Source organism: Streptomyces azureus (assembly GCF_001270025.1).
GTDB classification, from domain to species: Bacteria; Actinomycetota; Actinomycetes; order Streptomycetales; family Streptomycetaceae; genus Streptomyces; species Streptomyces azureus.
The window spans coordinates 20,296-42,220 of the sequence record NZ_DF968475.1 but is presented as its reverse complement, the minus strand read 5'-3'; the positions used below and the strand labels follow the sequence as shown (position 1 = coordinate 42,220).

21 protein-coding genes are annotated in these 21,925 nt (G+C 71.7%); 12 read left to right on the top strand and 9 right to left on the bottom strand.

Annotated features, from left to right (window positions below; all coding sequences use genetic code 11):
* Nucleotides 1–173: 173 nt before the first annotated feature.
* Nucleotides 174–1,121, bottom strand: a complete 948-nt coding sequence (locus AOQ53_RS36420; protein WP_059423986.1) for an NAD(P)/FAD-dependent oxidoreductase — start codon at nucleotides 1,119–1,121, stop codon at nucleotides 174–176.
* Nucleotides 1,122–1,187: 66 nt separating this feature from the next.
* Here AOQ53_RS36420 and AOQ53_RS36415 point away from each other — a divergent pair, with 66 nt between their 5' ends.
* Together AOQ53_RS36415 and AOQ53_RS36410 are read left to right on the top strand one after the other, a co-directional pair.
* Entirely contained in the window at nucleotides 1,188–2,210 is a 1,023-nt protein-coding gene (locus AOQ53_RS36415; RefSeq protein WP_059423985.1) for a hypothetical protein, read from the top strand.
* 46 nt (nucleotides 2,211–2,256) lie between these two features.
* A complete protein-coding gene (locus AOQ53_RS36410) occupies nucleotides 2,257–3,897 on the top strand; it encodes an ABC-F family ATP-binding cassette domain-containing protein (RefSeq protein WP_059423983.1) in 1,641 nt (546 codons plus the stop codon).
* Here the strand turns inward: AOQ53_RS36410 and AOQ53_RS36405 are convergent.
* The 4 genes from AOQ53_RS36405 to AOQ53_RS36395 all read right to left on the bottom strand — a co-directional run bounded on the left by AOQ53_RS36405 (nucleotide 3,894) and on the right by AOQ53_RS36395 (nucleotide 8,203).
* Complete coding sequence (locus tag AOQ53_RS36405) at nucleotides 3,894–4,451, bottom strand: putative glycolipid-binding domain-containing protein (RefSeq protein WP_059423989.1); 558 nt, start codon at nucleotides 4,449–4,451, stop codon at nucleotides 3,894–3,896. The genes AOQ53_RS36410 and AOQ53_RS36405 overlap by 4 nt on opposite strands.
* 108 nt (nucleotides 4,452–4,559) lie before the next feature.
* Nucleotides 4,560–6,947 carry a Tex family protein gene (locus AOQ53_RS36400; RefSeq protein ID WP_059423981.1) on the bottom strand — a complete coding sequence of 796 codons (2,388 nt, stop codon included), beginning with the start codon at nucleotides 6,945–6,947 and terminating at the stop codon, nucleotides 4,560–4,562.
* Nucleotides 6,948–7,059: 112 nt separating this feature from the next.
* Nucleotides 7,060–7,191: an LPFR motif small protein gene (locus tag AOQ53_RS47580; protein ID WP_010042827.1), complete on the bottom strand. Its 132-nt coding sequence runs from the start codon at nucleotides 7,189–7,191 to the stop codon at nucleotides 7,060–7,062.
* Nucleotides 7,192–7,333: 142 nt separating this feature from the next.
* Nucleotides 7,334–8,203 (bottom strand): SCO6745 family protein, encoded by an 870-nt coding sequence (locus AOQ53_RS36395; RefSeq protein ID WP_059423979.1) that lies wholly within the window; start codon nucleotides 8,201–8,203, stop codon nucleotides 7,334–7,336.
* A 114-nt stretch (nucleotides 8,204–8,317) separates the two neighbouring features.
* Between AOQ53_RS36395 and AOQ53_RS36390 the strand changes: the two genes are divergently transcribed.
* Nucleotides 8,318–9,277, top strand: coding sequence for a GlxA family transcriptional regulator (locus AOQ53_RS36390; RefSeq protein WP_059423977.1), 960 nt, complete (start codon nucleotides 8,318–8,320; stop codon nucleotides 9,275–9,277).
* Nucleotides 9,278–9,304: 27 nt separating this feature from the next.
* Nucleotides 9,305–9,940 carry a DJ-1/PfpI family protein gene (locus tag AOQ53_RS36385; protein ID WP_059423976.1) on the top strand — a complete coding sequence of 212 codons (636 nt, stop codon included), beginning with the start codon at nucleotides 9,305–9,307 and terminating at the stop codon, nucleotides 9,938–9,940.
* Here AOQ53_RS36385 and AOQ53_RS36380 read toward each other — a convergent pair.
* Nucleotides 9,927–10,682, bottom strand: coding sequence for an enoyl-CoA hydratase/isomerase family protein (locus AOQ53_RS36380; RefSeq protein WP_059423975.1), 756 nt, complete (start codon nucleotides 10,680–10,682; stop codon nucleotides 9,927–9,929). The genes AOQ53_RS36385 and AOQ53_RS36380 overlap by 14 nt on opposite strands.
* 218 nt (nucleotides 10,683–10,900) lie before the next feature.
* Here AOQ53_RS36380 and AOQ53_RS36375 point away from each other — a divergent pair, with 218 nt between their 5' ends.
* Nucleotides 10,901–11,407, top strand: coding sequence for an ATP-binding protein (locus AOQ53_RS36375; RefSeq protein ID WP_059423988.1), 507 nt, complete (start codon nucleotides 10,901–10,903; stop codon nucleotides 11,405–11,407).
* A gap of 21 nt (nucleotides 11,408–11,428) precedes the next feature.
* Here AOQ53_RS36375 and idi read toward each other — a convergent pair whose 3' ends face one another.
* The 3 genes from idi to galE form a co-directional block, all read right to left on the bottom strand.
* Nucleotides 11,429–12,022, bottom strand: a complete 594-nt coding sequence (idi, locus tag AOQ53_RS36370; protein WP_059423973.1) for an isopentenyl-diphosphate Delta-isomerase — start codon at nucleotides 12,020–12,022, stop codon at nucleotides 11,429–11,431.
* A 298-nt stretch (nucleotides 12,023–12,320) separates the two neighbouring features.
* Nucleotides 12,321–13,259, bottom strand: a complete 939-nt coding sequence (locus tag AOQ53_RS36365) for a cation diffusion facilitator family transporter (protein WP_059423972.1) — start codon at nucleotides 13,257–13,259, stop codon at nucleotides 12,321–12,323.
* A 169-nt stretch (nucleotides 13,260–13,428) separates the two neighbouring features.
* Entirely contained in the window at nucleotides 13,429–14,400 is a 972-nt protein-coding gene (gene galE / locus AOQ53_RS36360; RefSeq protein WP_059423970.1) for a UDP-glucose 4-epimerase GalE, read from the bottom strand.
* Nucleotides 14,401–14,678: 278 nt separating this feature from the next.
* Here galE and AOQ53_RS36355 point away from each other — a divergent pair, with 278 nt between their 5' ends.
* From AOQ53_RS36355 to AOQ53_RS36325, 7 genes are all read left to right on the top strand, one after another.
* Entirely contained in the window at nucleotides 14,679–16,484 is a 1,806-nt protein-coding gene (locus AOQ53_RS36355; RefSeq protein WP_059423969.1) for a DUF5941 domain-containing protein, read from the top strand.
* Nucleotides 16,481–17,233 (top strand): phosphocholine cytidylyltransferase family protein, encoded by a 753-nt coding sequence (locus tag AOQ53_RS36350; protein WP_059423968.1) that lies wholly within the window; start codon nucleotides 16,481–16,483, stop codon nucleotides 17,231–17,233. The genes AOQ53_RS36355 and AOQ53_RS36350 overlap by 4 nt, the downstream gene beginning before the upstream one ends.
* On the top strand, nucleotides 17,221–18,282 hold the full coding sequence (locus AOQ53_RS36345) for an iron-containing alcohol dehydrogenase family protein (RefSeq protein ID WP_059423966.1): 1,062 nt from the start codon (nucleotides 17,221–17,223) through the stop codon (nucleotides 18,280–18,282). The genes AOQ53_RS36350 and AOQ53_RS36345 overlap by 13 nt, the downstream gene beginning before the upstream one ends.
* Nucleotides 18,260–19,039 (top strand): CDP-alcohol phosphatidyltransferase family protein, encoded by a 780-nt coding sequence (locus AOQ53_RS36340; protein WP_078945673.1) that lies wholly within the window; start codon nucleotides 18,260–18,262, stop codon nucleotides 19,037–19,039. The genes AOQ53_RS36345 and AOQ53_RS36340 overlap by 23 nt, the downstream gene beginning before the upstream one ends.
* 5 nt (nucleotides 19,040–19,044) lie before the next feature.
* A complete protein-coding gene (locus AOQ53_RS36335; RefSeq protein WP_059423964.1) occupies nucleotides 19,045–19,917 on the top strand; it encodes a glycosyltransferase family 2 protein in 873 nt (290 codons plus the stop codon).
* 104 nt (nucleotides 19,918–20,021) lie between these two features.
* Entirely contained in the window at nucleotides 20,022–20,954 is a 933-nt protein-coding gene (locus AOQ53_RS36330; RefSeq protein ID WP_059423961.1) for an ABC transporter permease, read from the top strand.
* Nucleotides 20,947–21,735, top strand: a complete 789-nt coding sequence (locus AOQ53_RS36325; RefSeq protein WP_059423959.1) for an ABC transporter ATP-binding protein — start codon at nucleotides 20,947–20,949, stop codon at nucleotides 21,733–21,735. The genes AOQ53_RS36330 and AOQ53_RS36325 overlap by 8 nt, the downstream gene beginning before the upstream one ends.
* Nucleotides 21,736–21,925 lie beyond the last annotated feature (190 nt).

Here is a 21,925-nt window from a genome sequence, read left to right as displayed (position 1 = left end):
GGGTGGATCTTGGCTGGGGGCGTCAGGGGCGGCTGGCTCGGTGTCCTGGGCTGGGCGGCGTTGGGGTCGGGCGGGCCGGGTGATCCCGGCTGGGGCATCACGGGTGGGCGCCCCCGGCCTCTTCCTCCGACGTACTGCGGGCGGTCCGGGTGGTTGCAGCCGGCAGGGGCGGCTCAGTCCAGCAGTCGAGCCGCCTCCTCCGCGCAGCCCCAGGCCACCGTCACACCCGCGCCGCCGTGGCCGTAGTTGTGGATCAGGGGCCGGCCGTCCGGCAGGGCGTCGCGCTCCAGGCGGACCGCGGGGCGCGTGGGGCGCAGCCCGACCCGGTGTTCCAGGACGCGCGCCCCGGCGATCTCCGGCCGCAGGGCCGCGCAGCGGCGGATGATCGCCTCGGCCGTCGCGGGGTCGGGTTCCAGCGACCACGCGTCCTCCTCCGCCGTACCGCCGAGGACGAGCCCGCCCGGCTGCGGAAACATGTACGCGTGCTCCCCGGCCGCGTCGGTGGAGGCCAGCCAGGTGTCGATCCCGGGGTTCTCCACGACGACCAGCTGCCCGCGCACGGGCCGCACGGACGGATCCGGCACCAGCTCCCGCGCGGCGAGCCCCGTGCAGTTGATCACGACCGGCGCGTCGGCCTCGGCCAGCCCGGACACCGTACGAGCCTCGACGACACCGCCCGCCGCCACCAACCGCTCCCGCAGCCACGGCAGATGAGCCGGCATGTCGATGAGCGGCAACCGCGCCCGGATCCCCGACCCCGCGTACTCCCCGGCCGTGGCCGCCCGCAGCTCCGGCACCCGCTCCGCCAGCCACCCGTCGACCTCGTCGAGACGGGTCTCGCCCAGTACTCCTTCGACCATGCGTACGCCGCTCGCCCCCGACCGCGCGGCCAGCTCCTCGTACACCTCGAGCGACCGCAGCGCCCACACCCGCGCCAGCGCGACCGGCTCGATCCGGTACGGCCACCACAGCGCACCCGCAACCGCTGAGGTGGTCGCCTCTACGGGGTCCCGCGTCCACACCCGTACCCGCCGCCCCCGCTCGGCGAGAACCACCGCGGTCGTCAGCCCGACCACCCCGCCACCGACCACCACGATCTCGCCACCGCGCTCACCATCCATGCCCGGACCGTAGCGGAATGTGTCATGCCGTGCTCACATCACGCGCAGTGTGGGGATACTCACAGCATGTGTGCCGAGTACACGACCTTCGGCCTGGCACCCGCGATGCGGGCCGGCGGAGTCCTCACAGACGGTGGTTACCAGGTCCACCGGGACTTCGTGGACTTCATCGTCGACGGACGCCCGCTGCTGTTCCAGCTCTCCGACCTCGACGCGGTCTCCCCGCTCGCCTCCGACGTACCACCCTCGATCTTCACCGCGCAGGTCCGCAGCCTGCTCCTGGAGAGCCCGGCACCGCTGCCCGGCGGCCGGTACGTCGTCTACGGCTGCCCCGAGTGCGAGGACCTGGCCTGCGGCGCCGTCACCGCGGTCATCCGCCGGGACGGCGAGGACTTCATCTGGCGGGACTTCGCCTGGCAGACCGACGAACACGCCGACCTGGAGCTCAACGGATACCACGGCATTGGCCCGTTCCGCTTCCGCGGCGCCGAGTACCGCGCGGCGCTGAGCGCCCTGCTGAACGGCTCCGCCCCGGACACCCGCCGCCGCGTCCTGCTGATCGGCGCCCGCGTCGCCGTCCTGGCCAAGCTCGCCGCGGCGCTGCGCACCATCGGCGTCGGCGCCGACATCGCCCACGACGCCGACCACGTGCCCGCCGACGAACTGCGCGGCTACGGCGCCGTCGTCTTCGGCCGCGGGACCGGCGAGCAGGAACGTGCCGCCGTCCGCCGCGCCTTCGAACGCGCCGAGGTCCCCGTCGCCCATGTCGACGGCCTCGCCCCGATCGTCCCCCTCCTCGTCGCCCAGATCGAACACGCCCTGGACCGCAGCCCGCAGGAGCAGCGCCGCCTCACCGGCCTGACCGCCACCGACGTCGAGGCCGACGTCGAGGTCACCTCCGCCTGCCGGGTCACCCTCACCGCGTACCGCCTCGACCGGTTCTCCCGCACCCACACCCACGAGATCTTCGACGGCGTCCTGGAACCGGGCCGCCACCGCATCGCTCTCGACCCCAAGGCGGTGAAGGGGCAGTCCTTCCTGGTGGCGCGCGCCGGCACCAGCGTGCTGGTGACGGCCGTGACCCCCTGAAACCCGTCCGCGGACCGCTCCGGACGGCCGTTAGGATCGCGGTCTGATGACTGCCACCCTCGTCGCCAAGAACCTCGCCGCCGGCCACGGCGACCGCTCCCTGTTCACCGGACTCGACCTCGTCGTCGCGCCCGGCGACGTGATCGGCCTGGTCGGAGCCAACGGCGCCGGCAAGTCCACCCTGCTCAGGATGCTCGCCGGACTCACCGCCCCCGAGCAGGGCGAGCTGCGCCTGTCCCCACCGACCGCCACCGTCGGCCATCTGCCGCAGGAGCCGGACCGCCGCCCCGGCGAGACCGTACGGGCGTTCCTGGCCCGCAGGACCGGCGTCGCCGAGGCCCAGCGCACCATGGACGAGGCGACCCAGGCCTTGGTCGACGGGGCGTCCGGCGCCGACGACGCCTACGCCGCGAGCCTGGAGCGCTGGCTCGGACTCGGCGGCGCCGACCTCGACGAACGCGCCGAGGAGGTCGCCGACTCCCTGGGCCTCGCGGTCGATCTCGACCAGCCGATGATGTCGCTGTCCGGCGGCCAGGCCGCCCGCGCCGGCCTCGCCTCCCTGCTCCTGTCCCGCTACGACGTCTTCCTCCTCGACGAGCCCACCAACGACCTCGACCTGGACGGCCTGGAGCGCCTCGAACGCTTCGTGAGCGGCCTGCGCGCCGGCACGGTGGTAGTCAGCCACGACCGCGAGTTCCTCACCCGCACCGTCACCAAGGTCCTCGAACTCGACCTCGCCCAGCGGCAGATCAACCTCTACGGCGGTGGCTACGAGGCCTACCTGGAGGAGCGGGAGGTCGCCCGCAGGCACGCCCGCGACGAGTTCGAGGAGTACGCCGACAAGAGGTCGGCCCTCCAGGACCGTGCGCAGATGCAGCGCTCCTGGATGGACAAGGGCGTGAAGAACGCGCGCCGCAAGGCGGGCAACGACAACGACAAGATCGGCCGCAAGTTCCGCAGCGAGGCCAGCGAGAAACAGGCCGCGAAGGCCCGGCAGACCCAGCGCATGATCGAACGGCTGGACGTGGTCGAGGAGCCCCGCAAGGAGTGGGAGCTGCGCATGGAGATCGCGTCGGCCCCGCGCTCGGGCGCCGTCGTGGCGACCCTGCGGGACGCGGAGGTGCGTCGCGGCGGCTTCGTTCTCGGCCCGGTGTCCCTCCAGATCGACTGGGCGGACCGGGTGGCGGTGACGGGCGCGAACGGCGCCGGCAAGTCCACCCTGCTCGCCGCCCTGCTCGGCCGTGTCCCGCTCGACGCCGGGCACGCGGGTCTCGGCTCGGGCGTCCTGCTCGGCGAGGTCGACCAGGCCCGCAAGCTGTTCCACGGCCAGGAGCCCCTGATGGACGCCTTCCGCGCGGCCGTCCCGGACACCGAACCGGCCGAGGTCCGCACCCTCCTGGCCAAGTTCGGCCTCAAGTCGGACCACGTCCTGCGCCCCGCGGCGACCCTCTCCCCGGGCGAGCGCACCAGAGCGGCCCTGGCACTGCTCCAGGGCCGCGGCGTCAACCTCCTGGTCCTCGACGAGCCGACCAACCACCTCGACCTGCCCGCCATCGAGCAGCTGGAGTCGGCCCTCGACTCCTACGAGGGCACGCTCCTGCTGGTCACCCACGACCGCCGCATGCTCGACGCCGTACACGTCACCCGCCGCCTCGACGTGGCGGACGGCAAGGTGACCGAGCGCTAACGAACCGTCAGACGGGTGGCCAGCGAGGGGTACTCCACGACGTACCCCTCCTCGTCGAACTCCAGCTCGCTGCGGAAGTCGCCGGAGGCGTACCGGACCTGCCCGGGTCCGAGATGCGTGTAGGTCTGCCGGGACGGCCGCACCGTCAGATCCGGCACCGACACCCAGGCCATCAGGAACTCCATCTCGCCCGGCGCCTGATGGAGCCCGTGCCGGAGCACCGGCATGGTGTTGGTGAGCGGGCACAGCCCGAGATCGCAGTCCAGGGCGCCGTCGACATCCGGGAGCCGCTCGCCGTCGGCGGTCCACGCGCCTCCGCCGTCGTGCCGCAGATCGAGCGTGCGGCTGCCGTCGGCGGACTCGGCCGTCACCCGCAGCCGACGGGTCACGAACCCGTCGGCCGTGTCGAGGTCGTACGTGACCCAGTACGGCTCCGGATCGGTCCCGACGGCTCGGCCGCGTGCCAGCAGCACGCCGTCCCCCACCTGGACCCAGGCGGTCTCGAACCCCCGGCTCGCGGACACTTCCCAGGTGATGGCACGCGAAGCGAACATGACGGTCACTCTAGGTGAGAAGGGCGCGTCGCGCCCCTTCAGGGGCGCGGGGAACTGCGCGACCAGCCCCAACGGACCCGCAGCTCCCCACGCCCCCCGGCGGAGCCGTCAGCGGCCGTTCTTCGGGTCGACCAGACCGGCGCGGCGCAGCGCGTCGGCCATCGCGCCGTTGGAGGGCGGGGGCGCCTGACGCGAACCGCCGCCGCCACGGCCGCCACCGCCGCCGCCACGACCGCCCTGCCGCTGCTGCGGCGGACGCCCGCCACGCTGCCGGCGCTCGCCGGAGCCGCCCTGCCCCTGCGGAGCCGCCTCGTCGTCCAGGCGCAGGGTCAGCGAGATCCGCTTGCGCGGGATGTCGATGTCGAGGACCTTCACCTTGACGATGTCCCCGGGCTTCACCACGTCCCGCGGGTCCTTGATGAACGTCTTCGACATCGCGGAGACGTGCACCAGACCGTCCTGGTGGACACCGACGTCCACGAACGCGCCGAACGCGGCGACGTTCGTCACGACACCTTCCAGGACCATCCCGGCCGACAGGTCGGAGATCTTCTCCACGCCCTCCTTGAAGGCGGCCGTCTTGAAGGCCGGTCGCGGGTCGCGGCCGGGCTTCTCCAGCTCCTTGAGGATGTCGGTGACCGTGGGCAGACCGAACGTCTCGTCCACGAAGTCCTGCGGCTTCAGCGAGCGCAGCACCCCGGTGTTGCCGATGAGACCCGCGACGTCCTGCCCGGCGGTCTTCACCATGCGCCGGACGACCGGGTAGGCCTCCGGGTGCACGCTGGACGCGTCCAGCGGGTCGTCACCGCCGCGGATCCGCAGGAAGCCCGCGCACTGCTCGTACGCCTTCGGGCCCAGCCGCGCCACCTTCTTCAGCTCACCACGGGACTTGAACGGGCCGTTGGTGTCCCGGTGCGCCACGATGTTCTCGGCGAGCCCGGAGGTGATGCCGGAGACCCGGGCGAGCAGCGGTGCCGACGCCGTGTTGACGTCCACGCCCACGCCGTTCACACAGTCCTCCACCACCGCGTCCAGCGAACGCGACAGCTTCACCTCGGACAGGTCGTGCTGGTACTGGCCGACACCGATCGACTTCGGGTCGATCTTCACCAGCTCGGCCAGCGGGTCCTGGAGCCGCCGGGCGATCGACACGGCGCCGCGCAGCGACACGTCCATGTCGGGCAGCTCCTGCGAGGCGAAGGCGGACGCCGAGTACACGGACGCGCCGGCCTCGGACACCATCACCTTCGTGAGCTTCAGCTCCGGGTGCTTGGTGATCAGTTCCCCGGCGAGCTTGTCGGTCTCGCGGGACGCCGTGCCGTTGCCGATGGCGATCAGCTCGACCGCGTGCTCCTTCGCGAGCCGGGCCAGCTTGGCGATGGCCTCGTCCCACCGGTTGGCCGGGACGTGGGGGTGGATGACGTCCGTGGCGACGACCTTGCCGGTCGCATCGACGACGGCGACCTTCACACCCGTACGGAAACCGGGGTCGAGACCGAGCGTCGCGCGCGTGCCCGCCGGGGCGGCGAGCAGCAGGTCGCGCAGGTTGGCCGCGAAGACCCGCACGGCCTCGTCCTCGGCGGCCGTGCGCAGCCGCAGCCGCAGATCGATGCCGAGGTGGACGAGGATGCGGGTGCGCCAAGCCCAACGGACCGTGTCCAGCAGCCACTTGTCGCCGGGCCGGCCCCGGTCGGCGATCCCGAACCGGTGCGCGACCATCCCCTCGTACGACGACGGGCCGTCGGTCGGCTCCTCCGGCTCCAGGACGAGGTCGAGGACCTCCTCCTTCTCACCGCGCAGCATCGCCAGGATGCGGTGCGAGGGCAACTCGGTGAACGGCTCGGCGAAGTCGAAGTAGTCGGCGAACTTCGCGCCCGACTCCTCCTTGCCCTCCCGCATCTTGGCAACCAGCCGCCCGCGCACCCACATGCGCTCGCGCAGCTCGCCGATCAGGTCGGCGTCCTCCGAGAACCGCTCGGTGAGGATCGCCCGGGCGCCGTCCAGGGCCGCCTGCGGATCGGCCACGCCCTTGTCGGCGTCGACGAACGCGGCGGCCGCGGCGACGGGCTCGACGGACGGATCGCCGAGCAGCCCCTCCGCCAGCGGTTCGAGACCTGCCTCACGGGCGATCTGCGCCTTGGTGCGCCGCTTGGGCTTGTACGGGAGGTAGATGTCCTCGAGGCGCGCCTTGGTCTCCGCGCCCTGGATCCGCGCCTCCAGTTCCTCGGTGAGCTTGCCCTGCTCGCGCACCGACTCCAGGATCGCCGCCCGCCGCTCCTCCAGCTCCCGCAGATAGCGCAGCCGCTCCTCGACGGTGCGCAGCTGCGCATCGTCGAGCATCTCGGTCGCTTCCTTGCGGTAGCGGGCGATGAAGGGCACCGTAGAACCGCTGTCGAGCAGCTCCACGGCAGCCCTGACCTGCCGCTCCCGTACGCCGAGCTCCTCGGCGATCCTGCCTTCGATGGACCCTACTTCGAGGGACCCGGGTGTCGTCACGATCCCGTACCGCCTATCCACTGAGGTTGCGCGGCAATTGTGGCAGGTGACACCGGCACTCGGGGGTCAGGGCGGCACCCGGCAGGTCGGGACGGCCTTTGGCAGACCCTGGTCAGACCCTGCGGCTGCGGGTGGAGGACGAAGCGCCGCCGAAGAGCCGGGCCAGGGCCCGGAAGGGCAGCGTCACGACAGTGGCGATGGCGCCGCCGATCTGGCGCAGCACGTCTGCAATGGCACGGAACACGTAATTCCCCTTTCTCGTTCCCGACCGCAGCGGCCGGGAGAGACCGGGTACCTCACCAAGGCCTCACCATGCGTCACGGTCGAACACACATGCCCGGCCCGGTGCGTATCGGGCTCGCCGTAAGGCCCTGCGGCCCTGGTGATCAGCGCTTGCCGAGCAGATCCGCCGGAAAGGCCCCGGCCGTGAGCGCCGTCTGCGCGAACGCCGCTCCCAGCTCGGTCAGCCGGGCCACCCCCTCCGCGCCCAGGTGCTCGTACGGTGCCCGGTCCAGGCGGTCCGTCTCCTGCTCGATCTCCTCACGCAGGGCGACACCGCGCTCGGTGAGTTCGCCGGTCGCGTCCAGCAGGCCTCGCTCGCGCAGCCGGCCCGTCGCAGCGTCCCAGTCCTCCCGGCTCCAGCCCCGGGTGCTGAAGATCCACTTCGGCGCCATGCCCTTGCCCGTCGCCGTGTGGGTCACCATGGCCTCCAGCCCGTCCAGCCCCGCGGACATCAGCACGGCCAGATGCCCGTCGCCCCGGTGCTCGCGCAGCAGGGTCGCCGCATGCCAGTACGCGAGGTGCGGCTCCTCGGGGACGGGCAGGTCGGCATGGGCGGCGTACAGTGGCCGCGCCCCGCGCGAGCAGGCCTCGGCGGCGCACAGCGCGAGCCGCGCGGCCTCGGTCATCTCCGCCGACGCCAGGGCCTCTCCGCCCAGCAGGCGGCGCAGCGTCGCGTCGACCGCACGCGCGCGTCCCGCCAGCACCTGGCCGGGCGTCGCGGTCTCCCACACCGCCGGCACGTGCCGGGCCACGAGCTCGTACTTGTAGTTGTAGAAGGCCGCCGTCACCGCCCCGGCCCCGACCGGCCCGAGGGCGGCGGCCCGCACGGCGAGGTTCACGGCGTGGGGATGAGTGATCCCGGCGGCACTCAGTTCCCGCCCCAGATCCGGCGAGAAGTAGTGCGTCGCGTGCAGGGAGTTGAGCACGTTCTGGCAGCGTCGGCCGGCGAGCGGCGAGAGGGCGGCAGTCGTCATGCCCGGCAGGTTACCAACCGCTTGGTATGCCCTCTAGGGCCCTACCCCTCATGGCAGAAAAGGTGGTGGACTCGTCATTGCAGCCACACCCCGGACCCGCGAAGAATCGACGGCATGGCCCAGCGCACCGTTCTCGCCGTCCTTTTCGAGGGCGTGCAGAGCCTCGACGTCACCGGGCCCGTGGAGGTCTTCGCGGGCGCGGAGCTGCTCTCTCCGGGCGCGTACCGGATCCGCACGGCGTCCCTGGACGGCGCGCCGGTGCGGACCACCAGCGGCCTGACCCTCGTGCCCGACGAGTCCCTGACCACCGCGTCCGACCCGGACATCCTCCTCGTCCCCGGCGGAACGGGCTCCCTGCGCCCCGACCCGCGCCTGGTCGACTGGGTGCGCGAGCACGGGCCGCGCGCCGCCCGGCTGGTTTCCGTGTGCACCGGCGCGGCCGTGCTCGCCGCAGCCGGCCTGCTGGACGGCCGCCGGGCCACGACTCACTGGGCGTACTGCGACCAGCTCACCCGTGACCACCCGGACGTCGAAATCGACCCCGACCCCGTCTACGTACGCGACGGACACATCGCCACGTCGGCCGGTGTCACCGCCGGCATCGACCTCGCCCTCGCCCTGGTGGAGGAGGACCTGGGCCGGGACGCCGCCCTCACCATCGCCCGCTACCTGGTCGTGTTCCTGCGCCGGCCCGGGAACCAGGCCCAGTTCAGCGCCCAGCTCGCGGCCCAGACCGCACACCGCGAGCCCCTCCGGGAGGTCCAGCGCTTCATCACCGAACGCCCCGACGCCGACCTCTGCGTCGAGGCCCTCGCCGCCCGCGCCCGCCTGTCACCCCGCCACTTCGCCCGCGCCTTCCGGTCCGAGACCGGCATGACGCCGGGCCGGTACGTGGACCGGGTCCGCCTCGAACACGCCCGCCGCCTGCTGGAGGACACCGCCGACGGCATCGAGGAGATCTCCCGCACCAGCGGCTACGGCACCCCCGAGGCCATGCGCCGGGCCTTCGTCAAGGCTCTGGGCACGCCCCCGGCCGAGTACCGCCGCCGCTTCCGTCCCGCGACGACCCCGTGAACCCCGCCGAACCAACGAAAGGGACCCATGCAGATCGCCATCGTCCTCTACGACGGCTTCACCGCCCTCGACGCCGTCGGCCCCTACGAGACCCTCGGCCGGCTCCCGGACGCGGAGACCGTCTTCGTCGCCGAGGAGACCGGCCCCGTACGGAACGACTCCCGGAACCTCGCGTTCCTCGCCGAACGGACCCTGGCCGACGTACCGAACCCCGACATCATCGTGGTCCCCGGCGGCCCGGGCCCGCTCCCCTCAGCGGCGGACGGACCCCTGCTCACCTGGCTGCGTACCGCCGACGCCACCAGCACCTGGACGACGTCCGTGTGCACCGGCTCCCTGCTGCTCGCCGCCGCCGGACTCCTCCAGGGGCGCCGCGCGACCTCCCACTGGCTGGCCCTGGAGGAGCTGAAGCGCCACGGCGCCGAGCCCACGGGGGAGCGGGTCGTCACCGACGGCAAGTACGTCACCGCCGCCGGCGTCTCCTCCGGCATCGACATGGGGCTGACCCTGCTCGGCCGGATCGCCGGCGACGACCACGCGCAGATCGTCCAGCTCGCCACCGAGTACGACCCGCAGCCGCCCTACGACGCCGGATCACCCGAGAAGGCGCCCACGCACATCGTCGAACTGCTCCGGTCGCACGCCGACGTCATCCTGGCGTAGGCACACTCCAGCCGAACCGCGGCTGCCTGCGCTCCAGGAACGCGGCGACGCCCTCCGCGGTGTCGCCGCTCTCGCGTGCCCGCGCGGCCCAGTGGGCGTCGCGGTCCGTGCGCCCGTTCGCGAACTCCTTGGCCGCGGCCTGCGTCAGCTGCGAACGGGACGCCAGGACCCGGGTGAACTCGGTGACCCGCTTGCCCAGTTCCCCCTCGGGCAGCACCTCGTCGGCCAGGCCGGTGCGCAGCGCCCGTTCCGCGTCGATCAGTTCGCCGGAGAACAGCAGGTACTTGGCGGTGGCCGGCCCGGCCAGGGAGACCAGCCGCCGGGTCGAGGACGCCGGGTAGACGATGCCGAGCTTCGCGGGCGTCACGCCGAACAGCGCCCCCTCCTCGGCGAACCGCAGATCACAGGCCGCCGCCAGTTGCGCCCCGCCGCCCACACAGTGCCCGCGCACCGCCGCCAGCGTCGGCTTCGGGAAGGCGGCGAGCGCCTCCTCCGCCTCCACGGCCAGCCGCTGCGCCTCCTCCGGCGAGCCCCGCAGCGTCGAGATGTCGGCCCCGGCGCAGAACGTCCCGCCCTCGCCGGTGAGCACCAGCGCCCGCACGGCCGGATCACCCGCGAGCCCCTCCAGCAACGGCGGCAGGGAGCGCCACATGGCGGCCGTCATGGCGTTGCGCTTCTCGGGATGGCGGATGACGACCGTCGCGACCGAGTCGGTCACGGTGTACAGCAGCTGCGGCTCCATGCGCCGGATGCTATCCGGATGCCAAACCCGTACAACCCGAATAGTTCGCCGAGACGGCACAACAGGGACAAGACCAGTCCCACAACTGACGGTGTCATACGCCAACGGTCAGAAGTGCTCGATATTTGCTGACTTCTGGTCAGTTCTGGGGTAGGGAGCGCATCGTTACCAACACTCGGGGTGTGGCGACAATCGAGCGCGAGGGTGGCGACCGGACGATGGACAACGACGGGCGTGGTTTCGGTCCACGCCCAGAGGGCGGCGCGGCGCCCCTCGGCCCCCGGCCCGAGGACCCGCTGCCGTACGAAGGGGTCTGGCGGTTCACCGCACCAGCGGTCGACGCCTCGGTGCCGCAGGCGCGGCACGCCGTACGGGACCTGCTGCTGCGTCAGGGGGTGCCCGTCTCGGACGACCTGGCCCAGGGGCTGCTGCTGATCGTCTCGGAGCTGGTGACGAACGCCGTGAAGCACGCGGCGGTGCTCTCGCCGACCATCGCCGTCGAGCTGGCCGTCGGCGCCGAGTGGCTGCGCGTGTCCGTGGAGGACAGCCACCCGTACCGGCCGACCGCACTGGAGACCGACCACGGCCGGACCGGCGGTCGCGGACTGCTGCTGGTGCGCGAGATCACCCGGGAGGCGGGCGGGGTGTGCGAGGTCGACTACACCGCGAGCGGCGGCAAGGTGATCTGGGTCACCCTGCCGCTCAAACCCGCGCGCTTCTTCTAGGGGGTGTCGTCAGGGCCGCCGTCACCAGCCGGCCGACGTGCCGGTCAGCTCCCTGATCGCCGGCCGGGCCGCGTCCAGGACGGTCATGAACCAGGACGAGAAGGTGTCCCTGGCGTGCCGCTCCGCCAGCTCGGGCGGGGTCACGAACGCCGTCGACGCCACCTCTGCCGGATCCGGCCGCAGTACGGCCTGCAGCATGCCGACGAAGAGGTGGTTGTACTCCTGCTCCACCAGGCCGGACTCCGGGTCCGGGTGGTTGTAGCGGACCGTGCCCGCCTCGGCCAGCAGGGACGGTGATGCGCCGAGCTCCTCGAAGGTCCGCCGCGCCGCCGCCGCGAAGGGTGCCTCACCGGGGTAGGGGTGGCCGCAGCAGGTGTTCGACCACACGCCGGGGGAGTGGTACTTGCCCAGCGCCCGCTGCTGGAGCAGCAGCCGGCCGTACTCGTCGAAGAGGAACACGGAGAACGCCCGGTGCAGCTGCCCGGGCGGCTGGTGGGCGGCGAGCTTCTCCGCCGTGCCGATCGTCACGCCGTCCTCGTCGACCAGTTCCAGCAAAATCGCGTCTGCGGTGCCGTTCGACGGGCTGTGCGTCGCGGTGGCAGGTGTGATCGGCATACCCATCCTTCACATCGGTCTTCGCGCCCCAAGTCTGCCGTACGAATCCGGCACTCCTGGCACTTCGCGCCGCGCCCGCATGTCCCGCGCGGCGGCACGGAGCGCGACGGCGCCGCTGGCCCCGGACGAGGGACCCAGTAGGTGAGCGTGCCCGGCACGGTGGGCCGAAAATCGTCCCCGCCGGTGCGGTGAGAGCCAGGACGCGGGCGCGCGCCGGAGGGCTCTGTACTCCGGCGCACTCAAGACCGAATGCGCCCCACCAGCGCCATCAGCCCCACATGCCTCAGAAGCGGACGGGTCAGTGACAGAGGTGCGCCTCGTGCTCCCGGTGTCCGCTCGGCTCGAGCTGGAAGGTGCAGTGCTCCACGTCGAAGTGGCCGCCGAGACAGTCCTGGAGCTCGTGGAGCATCTTCTCGTGGCCTATCGCACTCAGCACGTCCGAGCTGACGACCACGTGCGCCGACAGCACCGGCATGCCGGAGGTGATCGTCCAGGCGTGCAGGTCGTGGACGTCCTCCACCCCGTCGGTCGCCAGGATGTGGGCCCGCACCTCCGCCATGTCGACGCCCTTGGGCGCCGCCTCCAGCAGGACGTTCAGGGTCTCGCGCAGCAGCTTCACCGTGCGCGGCACGATCATCAGCGCGATGACGAGCGAGGCGATCGGGTCGGCGGCCTGCCAGCCGGTGAACATGATCACCAGGGCCGAGACGATCACCGTGACCGAACCCAGGGCGTCCGCCGCCACCTCCAGGAACGCGCCGCGCACGTTCAGGCTCTCCTTCTGGCCGCGCATCAGCAGCGCCAGCGACACCATGTTCGCGACCAGGCCGATGACACCGAACACGACAGCGAGGTGGCCCTCGGTGTCCGCCGGGGTGACGAAGCGCTGGACCGACTCGTACACGACGTACCCGCCGACCCCGAGCAGCAGCAGACAGTTGGCCAGGGCGGCGAGTATCTCGGCGCGGGCGTACCCGAAGGTGGCCTGGTCGCTGGGCGGTCGGTTCGCGAAGCGGATCGCGAGCAGTGCCATGCCGAGGCCCAGCGCGTCCGTCGCCATGTGCGCCGAGTCCGCGACGAGCGCCAGCGAGTCGGCGAGCACCCCGCCGACGATCTGGACGACCACGATGCCGAGCGTGATCGCCAGCGCGACCCGCAGCCTGCCGCGGTACGCCGAGGTCGCCGTACCGCCGGCCGACGCGCCGTGCGCGTGCCCGTGATCGTGCCCAGCCCCCATGAAAGCCGCCCTCCTGTGTTCGTCCGAGTACCGGTCTGTCGTGCTCGGGGCCCCAGTGAACTACGGGGAGGGGGTATGCGCAACGCGGCACTGAACACCGTTGTCATGTGCCCTGACCTGCGGAAATGATGCGCAGGTCAGGGCACCCTCAGGAGGTCGGGAGTCGCGCTCAGGAGCCGTGGTGCAGGAGCCAGCCCCGCCATGCCGACTCGGCCATCTCGGGCACCCCGCGCCGCGCGGTCCACCCGAGTTCCCCGGCCGCCCGGGCCGCCGAGGCCACCGCCCGCGGCGCGTCCCCGGGGCGGCGGCCCTCGACGAGCGGTGGCCGGCGGTCGCCGGTGACCTCGCCGATGACCGTGATGAGTTCGCGCACCGAGACGCCCTCGCCCCGGCCGATGTTGACCGTCAGATCGCCCGTGACGCCCCCGTCGGCGAGCCGCCGCGCCGCCGCGAGATGCGCCTCGGCCAGGTCGGCGACGTGAATGTAGTCGCGGATACAGGTGCCGTCCGGGGTCGGGTAGTCGTCGCCGAAGATCCTGGGTGCCTCGTCGCGCGTCACCCGGTCGAAGACCATCGGGACGATGTTGAAGACGCCGGTGTCGGCCAGTTCCGGCGCGGCGGCGCCCGCCACGTTGAAATAGCGCAGACATACGGTGGAGATCCCGTGCGCGCGGCCCGCCGCCCGCACCAGCCACTCCCCGGCGAGCTTCGTCTCGCCGTACGGGTTGACCGGCGCACAGGGCGTGTCCTCCGTGATGAGGTCCACCCCCGGGTCGCCGTACACCGCGGCCGACGACGAGAACACGAAGCGCTCGATCCCCGCCCCGGCGACCGCGTCCAGGAGGGTCACCAGGCCGCCCACGTTCTCCTGGTAGTACCGCGTCGGCCGCGCGACGGACTCGGCGACCTGCTTGCGCGCCGCGAGATGCACCACACCCGTCACGCCGTGCTCGGCGAACACCCGCTTCAGCAGGTCGCCGTCGAGCGAGGAGCCCTCGACGAGCGGTACGTCCGCCGGGAGCCGCGCGGGCACTCCGAACGAGAGGTCGTCCAAGGCGAGGACGCGCTCCCCGGCCTCGTTCATGGCCCTGGCCACGTGGGCCCCGATGTAGCCGGCCCCGCCGGTGATCAGCCAAGTCATGGTCGTCCACCCTATGCGGCCATGACCGGACCCGGTGCGATGTCCCCGATGTCCGGTCTGGGGGGCGCGGTTTGTGGGGCGGGCCCTGGATCACCGATGATGATCGCGGCAAGGGCTTATGCGAACCACGTAGATCGATCCGCCGAACAGGCGGTGAACGTGGCCCTCCCGGCATCCGATAGCCTCTGCCGACATGCCGCCCGGGAGCTTCCGGCGCGGGCGCCCCCACCATGTACAGCACTGGCGCGGACGCGTCGGTCCCCAGGGAGTGAATTCGGTTGTCGACCGCCATCCTCACCGGTCAGCCGGTCCCCGGATCGTCGATCGAGGACGATCTGCGGTCCCTCGGCTTCGACGTGCGGGTGGCGGCCGACGCCGCCGAGGCCGAGACCCTGCTCGCCGGGGTGCCGGGCGAGGAGAGGGTCGCCCTGGTCGACGCCCGGTTCGTGGGGCATGTGCACGCACTGCGCCTCGGTCTCACCGACCCCCGCTTCCCGCTCGCCGCGATCCCGGGCGCCGTCACGGCCCAGCCGGCCGGCCGCCAGGCCCTGACCCGGGCGATGGCCCGCGAGAACTCCGCGGGCGGCGGCACCACCCTCGTCGACAGCCTCGCCGACCGCATCCTCACCGCCCTGGACGCCGACGGCGCCGACGTGCACCGGCCCGAACTGGGCAGCCTCGTCGCCACCGTCCCCGCCGACCCGCAGGCCCGCAACGAGGCACGGCAGGCGGTCGCGGGCGTCGACGACGAGGCCGTACGCCTGAAGTCGGCCGTGAAGTCCCGCGACGGCTTCTTCACCACCTACTGCGTCAGCCCGTACTCCCGTTACATCGCCCGCTGGTGCGCCCGCCGCGGCCTGACCCCGAACCAGGTCACCACCGCCTCGCTCCTCACCGCCCTCATAGCGGCGGCCTGCGCGGCCACCGGCACCCGCGGCGGCTTCATCGCGGCCGGCGTCCTGCTGATCGCGTCCTTCGTACTGGACTGCACCGACGGCCAGCTCGCCCGCTACTCCCTGCAGTACTCCACGCTCGGCGCCTGGCTCGACGCCACCTTCGACCGGGCCAAGGAGTACGCCTACTACGCCGGACTCGCCCTCGGTGCCGCCCGCGGCGGAGACGACGTCTGGGCCCTCGCCCTCGGCGCCATGGTCCTCCAGACCTGCCGGCACGTCGTGGACTTCTCCTTCAACGAGGCCAACCACGACGCCACCGCCAACACCAGCCCCACCGCCGCCCTCTCCGACAAGCTCGACAGCGTCGGCTGGACGGTCTGGGTGCGCCGCATGATCGTCCTGCCCATCGGCGAGCGCTGGGCGATGATCGCGGTGCTCACGGCGGCCACCACTCCCCGTATCACCTTCTACGCGCTGCTCATCGGCTGCGCCTTCGCGGCGACGTACACGACGGCGGGCCGGGTGCTGCGCTCCCTCACCCGCAAGGCCCGGCGGACCGACCGCGCGGCGGGCGCCCTGGCCGACCTGGCGGACAGCGGCCCGCTCGCCCAGGGCTTCGCCGAGGCGCTCAAGAAGCCCGCGCGCACGCTGCCGGGCTTCACGGCGCCCGCCGTGGCCCTCCTCGGGGGCCTCGCCGTCGTCCTCACGTCCGCGCTGACCGGCTTCGGCGGGCCCTGGCCGATCGTCGCCGCGCTCGCCTACGCCCTGACCTCGGGCCTCGCCGTCGCCCGCCCCCTCAAGGGCGCCCTCGACTGGCTGGCCCCCCCGTTCCTGCGCGCCGCGGAATACGGCACCGTCCTCGTCCTGGCGGCCAAGGCGGACGTGAACGGAGCCCTTCCTGCGGCTTTCGGGCTGGTGTCCGCGGTCGCCTACCATCACTACGACACGGTGTACCGCATCCGCGGCAACGCCGGAGCGCCCCCGGCCTGGCTGGTGCGTTCCATCGGGGGGCACGAAGGACGGACGCTGCTCGTCACCGTCCTCGCCGCGCTGCTCACCGCCTCGCAGTTCACGGTCGCGCTCACGGCTCTCGCCGTGGCCGTGGCCCTGGTGGTGCTCGTCGAGAGCATCCGCTTCTGGGTGTCCGCAGGGGCGCCCGCCGTACACGATGAAGGAGAACCCGCATGATCGGCCTCGTGCTGGCGGCCGGCGCCGGACGGCGTCTGCGCCCCTACACCGACAGCCTTCCCAAGGCGCTGGTGCCGGTGGGGCCCGCGGGCATAGAGGGCGAACCCACGGTTCTCGACCTGACCCTCGCCAACTTCGCCGAGGTCGGCCTCACCGAAGCCGCGATCATCGTCGGCTACCGCAAGGAGGCCGTGTACGCGCGCAAGGAAGCGCTGGAGGCGAAGTACGGCCTCAAGCTCACCCTCATCGACAACGACAAGGCCGAGGAGTGGAACAACGCCTACTCCCTGTGGTGCGGGCGTGACGCCCTCAAGGACGGCGTGATCCTCGCCAACGGTGACACCGTGCACCCGGTCTCCGTCGAGAAGACGCTGCTCGCCGCCCGCGGCGACGGCAAGAAGATCATCCTCGCCCTGGACACCGTGAAGGACCTGGCCGACGAGGAGATGAAGGTCGTCGTCGACCCCGCCAAGGGCATGACGAAGATCACCAAGCTGATGGACCCCGCCGAGGCCAGTGGCGAGTACATCGGCGTCACCCTCATCGAGGGCGACGCGGCCGCCGAACTGGCCGACGCGCTGAAGACCGTGTGGGAGACCGACCCGCAGCAGTTCTACGAGCACGGCTACCAGGAGCTGGTGAACCGCGGCTTCCGTATCGACGTGGCGCCGATCGGCGACGTCAAGTGGGTGGAGATCGACAACCACGACGATCTCGCCCGTGGACGGGAGATCGCATGCCAGTACTGACCCGGCTCATCCCCTCGCCGCTGGTCGTGGACATCCGCCCGGGTGCCCTCGACGACCTGGCGTGCGTCCTCGCCGACGAGCGCATCTCGCACTCCGGCCGCCTCGCCGTCGCCGTCAGCGGCGGCTCCGGCGCCAAGCTGCGCGAGCGCATCTCGCCGAGCATGCCCGGCGCCACCTGGTACGAGGTCGGCGGCGGCACCCTCGACGACGCGGTCCGGCTGGCGAGCGACATAAAGGCCGGCCACTACGACGCGGTCGTCGGCCTCGGCGGCGGCAAGATCATCGACTGCGCCAAGTTCGCCGCGGCACGCGTCGGCCTGCCCCTGGTCGCCGTGCCCACGAACCTGGCGCACGACGGCCTGTGCTCGCCGGTCGCCACCCTCGACAACGACGCGGGCCGCGGCTCCTACGGCGTGCCGAACCCGATCGCGGTCGTCATCGACCTGGACGTCATCCGTGAGGCCCCGGTCCGCTTCGTCCGCGCCGGCATCGGCGACGCCGTCTCCAACATCTCGGCGATCGCCGACTGGGAGCTGGCCAACCGCGTCAAGGGCGAGCGGATCGACGGACTCGCCGCGGCCATGGCCCGCCAGGCCGGCGAGGCCGTCCTGCGGCACCCGGGCGGCATCGGGGACAACAACTTCCTCCAGGTGCTCGCCGAGGCGCTGGTCCTCAGCGGCATCGCCATGTCGGTCTCCGGCGACTCGCGGCCGTCCTCCGGGGCGTGCCACGAGATCAACCACGCCTTCGACCTGCTGTTCCCCAAGCGGGCCGCCGCCCACGGCGAGCAGTGCGGTCTCGGCGCGGCCTTCGCGATGTGGCTGCGCGGGGCGCACGAGGAGTCGGCGTACATGGCCGAGGTGCTGCGCCGGCACGGGCTGCCCGTGCTGCCCGACGAGATCGGCTTCACGACGGACGAGTTCGTCAAGGCCGTCGAGTTCGCCCCGGAGACCCGGCCCGGCCGCTACACCATCCTCGAACACCTCGACCTGAACACCGAACAGATCAAGGACACCTACGCCGACTATGTCAAGGCCATCGGTAGCTGAACTACGCCCCGTCGTTCACCCCGCGGGGGTGAAGGACCGGCGCAGCGGTGAGCACTGGATGGGACGCCTCTACATGCGTGAGGTGTCCCTGCGGGTCGACCGTTACCTGGTGAACACCCGGGTCACGCCCAACCAGCTCACGTACCTGATGACCGTCTTCGGTGTACTCGCGGCCCCGGCACTTCTCGTGCCGGGGATCCCGGGCGCCGTGCTCGGCGTCGTCATGGTCCAGATGTACCTCCTCCTGGACTGCGTCGACGGCGAGATCGCGCGCTGGAAGAAGCAGTACTCCCTCAACGGCGTCTACCTGGACCGCGTCGGCGCCTACCTCACCGACGCGGCGGTGCTCGTCGGCTTCGGCCTGCGCGCCGCCGACCTGTGGGGCAGCGGCCGGATCGACTGGCTGTGGGCCTTCCTCGGCACCCTGGCCGCCCTCGGCGCCATCCTGATCAAGGCCGAGACCGACCTCGTCGGCGTCGCCCGCCACCAGGCCGGGAAGCCACCGGTCAAGGAGGCCGCCGCCGAGATGCGCTCCTCCGGCATGGCGCTGGCCCGCAAGGCCGCCGCCGCCCTGAAGTTCCACCGCCTCATCCTCGGCATCGAGGCGTCGCTGCTGATCCTGGTCCTGGCGATCGTCGACCAGGCCCGCGGTGACCTGTTCTTCTCCCGGCTCGGCGTGGCGGTGCTGGCCGGGATCGCGCTGGTGCAGACGCTGCTGCACCTCGTGTCCATCCTCGCCTCCAGCAGGCTGAAGTGAGCGGCATGAAGGTCGGCGCCGTCATCATCACCATGGGCAACCGCCCCGACGAGCTGCGCGCCCTGCTCGACTCCGTCGCCAAGCAGGACGGCGACCCCGTCGAGGTGGTCGTCGTCGGCAACGGCTCGCCCGTGCCGGACGTGCCCGAGGGTGTCCGCACGATCGAACTGCCCGAGAACCTCGGCATCCCCGGCGGCCGCAACGTCGGCATCGAGGCCTTCGGCCCCGCCGGCCGGGACGTCGACATCCTGCTGTTCCTCGACGACGACGGCCTGCTGGCCGGCCACGACACCGCCGAGCTGTGCCGCAAGGCCTTCGAGGCCGACCCGAAGCTCGGCATCATCAGCTTCCGCATAGCCGACCCCGACACCGGCGTCACCCAGCGCCGGCACGTCCCCCGGCTGCGCGCCTCCGACCCGATGCGCTCCTCCCGGGTCACCACCTTCCTCGGCGGCGCCAACGCCGTCCGCACCCGGGTCTTCGCCGACGTCGGCGGGCTCCCGGACGAGTTCTTCTACGCCCACGAGGAAACCGACCTCGCATGGCGGGCCCTCGACGCGGGCTGGATGATCGACTACCGGTCCGACATGGTGCTGTACCACCCGACGACCGCTCCCTCGCGGCACGCGGTCTACCACCGCATGGTCGCCCGCAACCGCGTCTGGCTCGCCCGCCGCAACCTCCCCGCGCCCCTCGTCCCCGTCTACCTCGGCGTGTGGCTGCTGCTCACCCTGGTACGACGTCCCTCCCGCTCCGCCCTGCGGGCCTGGTTCGGCGGATTCCGCGAGGGTTGGACCACCCCGTGCGGACGCCGCCGGCCCATGAAGTGGCGTACGGTGTGGCGGCTGACCCGACTGGGCCGGCCCCCCGTCATCTGACAAGCTCGTATCCGGAAGTATCCGGGAGCTCTCGGGCCGTACCCTGGCCCCGGCTCATACCGGCCCGGACAGGCCGCGCATCTCGAAGACGAAAGTTTCCACTAGTGAGTGAGACAACGCACGACGCCACGGTCGCGGTGAGCGCGCCCGCGGCGCCCGACGAGGGACTCACGGCGAGGGAGCTCGCCGCCAAGTACGGGCTGAGCGTGAGCGGCGCCCGGCCGTCCCTCATCGAGTACGTCCGTCAGCTCTGGGGGCGGCGGCACTTCATCATCGCCTTCTCCCAGGCGAAGCTGACCGCCCAGTACAGCCAGGCCAAGCTCGGCCAGCTGTGGCAGGTGGCCACACCGCTGCTGAACGCGGCCGTGTACTTCTTCATCTTCGGCCTGCTCCTGGAGGCCGACCGGGGTATGTCCCGCGAGGTGTACATCCCGTTCCTGGTCACGGGCGTCTTCGTGTTCACCTTCACGCAGAGCTCGGTGATGGCGGGCGTGCGCGCGATCTCCGGCAACCTCGGCCTGGTCCGCGCCCTGCACTTCCCGCGCGCCTCGCTGCCGATCTCCTTCGCGCTCCAGCAGCTCCAGCAGCTGCTGTTCTCGATGATCGTGCTGTTCGCCATCGCGGTCGGCTTCGGCCACTACCCGGACCTGTCCTGGCTGCTGATCGTGCCGGTGCTCGCCCTGCAGTTCTGCTTCAACACCGGCCTCGCGCTGATCATGGCCCGGGCGGGCGCCAAGACCCCGGACCTCGCGCAGCTGATGCCGTTCGTGATGCGGACGTGGATGTACGCGTCCGGCGTGATGTTCTCCATTCCGATTTTCCTCCAGGACAAGCCGGACTGGATCGCGAACGTCCTCCAGTGGAACCCGGCTGCGGTCTACATGGACCTGATGCGCTTCGCCCTCATCGACGACTACGACTCGAACAAGTACCTGCCCGACCACATCTGGGCGGCCGCGGGCGGCTGGGCCGTGCTCTTCGCCCTGGGCGGCTTCGTGTACTTCTGGAAGGCGGAGGAGAGGTACGGCCGTGGCTGAGCGGAAGCAGGACGAACGGATCCCCACCGTCATCGCGGACGACCTGCACATCGTCTACCGCGTCAACGGCGCCAAGACCGGCAAGGGCAGCGCCACCGCCGCCCTCAGCCGCATCCTGAAGAGGGGCTCCGACGACACGGCGCGGGGCGTGCGCAAGGTGCACGCCGTACGAGGCGTCTCCTTCGTGGCGTACCGGGGCGAGGCCGTCGGCCTGATCGGGTCCAACGGCTCGGGCAAGTCGACCCTGCTGCGCGCCATCGCCGGTCTGCTGCCCGCCGAGCAGGGCAAGGTCTACACCGACGGCCAGCCCTCGCTGCTCGGTGTCAACGCGGCCCTGATGAACGACCTCACCGGCGAACGGAACGTCATATTGGGCGGGCTCGCCATGGGCATGTCCCGGGAGGAGATCAAGGAGCGCTACCAGGACATCGTCGACTTCTCCGGCATCAACGAGAAGGGCGACTTCATCACCCTGCCCATGCGCACCTACTCCTCCGGCATGGCGGCCCGCCTCCGCTTCTCCATCGCCGCGGCCAAGGACCACGACGTCCTGATGATCGACGAGGCCCTGGCCACCGGCGACCGCAAGTTCCAGAAGCGCTCCGAGGACCGCATCCGGGAGCTGCGCAAGGAAGCCGGCACCGTGTTTCTGGTCAGCCACAACAACAAGTCGATCCGCGACACCTGCAACCGCGTCCTGTGGCTGGAACGCGGTGAGCTGCGGATGGACGGCCCGACCGACGAGGTGCTCAAGGAGTACGAGAAGTTCACCGGCAAGTAGCCCGGCCCGTCCAGGGCCCCGCCGGAACTGTTCCGACGGGGCCCTGCGTCTGCAAAAGGAACGTCAACTCCGGCCCCGTTCAGGAATCTTGGGGCCAATCGGTGTGTTCTCGTGATGTGCGGAACACCCTGGCGAACCCCGATGCGTTGTACAACGTAAGCTGTACCGGTCCCGAAACACGGCAATCAGG

Coding starts and splice junctions, on each gene's coding strand:
- AOQ53_RS36420 (WP_059423986.1), bottom strand. CDS start 1,121: ATGGATGGTGAGCGCGGTGGCGAGATCGTGGTGGTCGGTGGCGGGGTG.
- AOQ53_RS36415 (WP_059423985.1), top strand. CDS start 1,188: ATGTGTGCCGAGTACACGACCTTCGGCCTGGCACCCGCGATGCGGGCC.
- AOQ53_RS36410 (WP_059423983.1), top strand. CDS start 2,257: ATGACTGCCACCCTCGTCGCCAAGAACCTCGCCGCCGGCCACGGCGAC.
- AOQ53_RS36405 (WP_059423989.1), bottom strand. CDS start 4,451: ATGTTCGCTTCGCGTGCCATCACCTGGGAAGTGTCCGCGAGCCGGGGG.
- AOQ53_RS36395 (WP_059423979.1), bottom strand. CDS start 8,203: ATGACGACTGCCGCCCTCTCGCCGCTCGCCGGCCGACGCTGCCAGAAC.
- AOQ53_RS36390 (WP_059423977.1), top strand. CDS start 8,318: ATGGCCCAGCGCACCGTTCTCGCCGTCCTTTTCGAGGGCGTGCAGAGC.
- AOQ53_RS36385 (WP_059423976.1), top strand. CDS start 9,305: ATGCAGATCGCCATCGTCCTCTACGACGGCTTCACCGCCCTCGACGCC.
- AOQ53_RS36380 (WP_059423975.1), bottom strand. CDS start 10,682: ATGGAGCCGCAGCTGCTGTACACCGTGACCGACTCGGTCGCGACGGTC.
- AOQ53_RS36375 (WP_059423988.1), top strand. CDS start 10,901: ATGGACAACGACGGGCGTGGTTTCGGTCCACGCCCAGAGGGCGGCGCG.
- idi (WP_059423973.1), bottom strand. CDS start 12,022: ATGCCGATCACACCTGCCACCGCGACGCACAGCCCGTCGAACGGCACC.
- AOQ53_RS36365 (WP_059423972.1), bottom strand. CDS start 13,259: ATGGGGGCTGGGCACGATCACGGGCACGCGCACGGCGCGTCGGCCGGC.
- galE (WP_059423970.1), bottom strand. CDS start 14,400: ATGACTTGGCTGATCACCGGCGGGGCCGGCTACATCGGGGCCCACGTG.
- AOQ53_RS36350 (WP_059423968.1), top strand. CDS start 16,481: ATGATCGGCCTCGTGCTGGCGGCCGGCGCCGGACGGCGTCTGCGCCCC.
- AOQ53_RS36345 (WP_059423966.1), top strand. CDS start 17,221: ATGCCAGTACTGACCCGGCTCATCCCCTCGCCGCTGGTCGTGGACATC.
- AOQ53_RS36340 (WP_078945673.1), top strand. CDS start 18,260: ATGTCAAGGCCATCGGTAGCTGAACTACGCCCCGTCGTTCACCCCGCG.
- AOQ53_RS36335 (WP_059423964.1), top strand. CDS start 19,045: ATGAAGGTCGGCGCCGTCATCATCACCATGGGCAACCGCCCCGACGAG.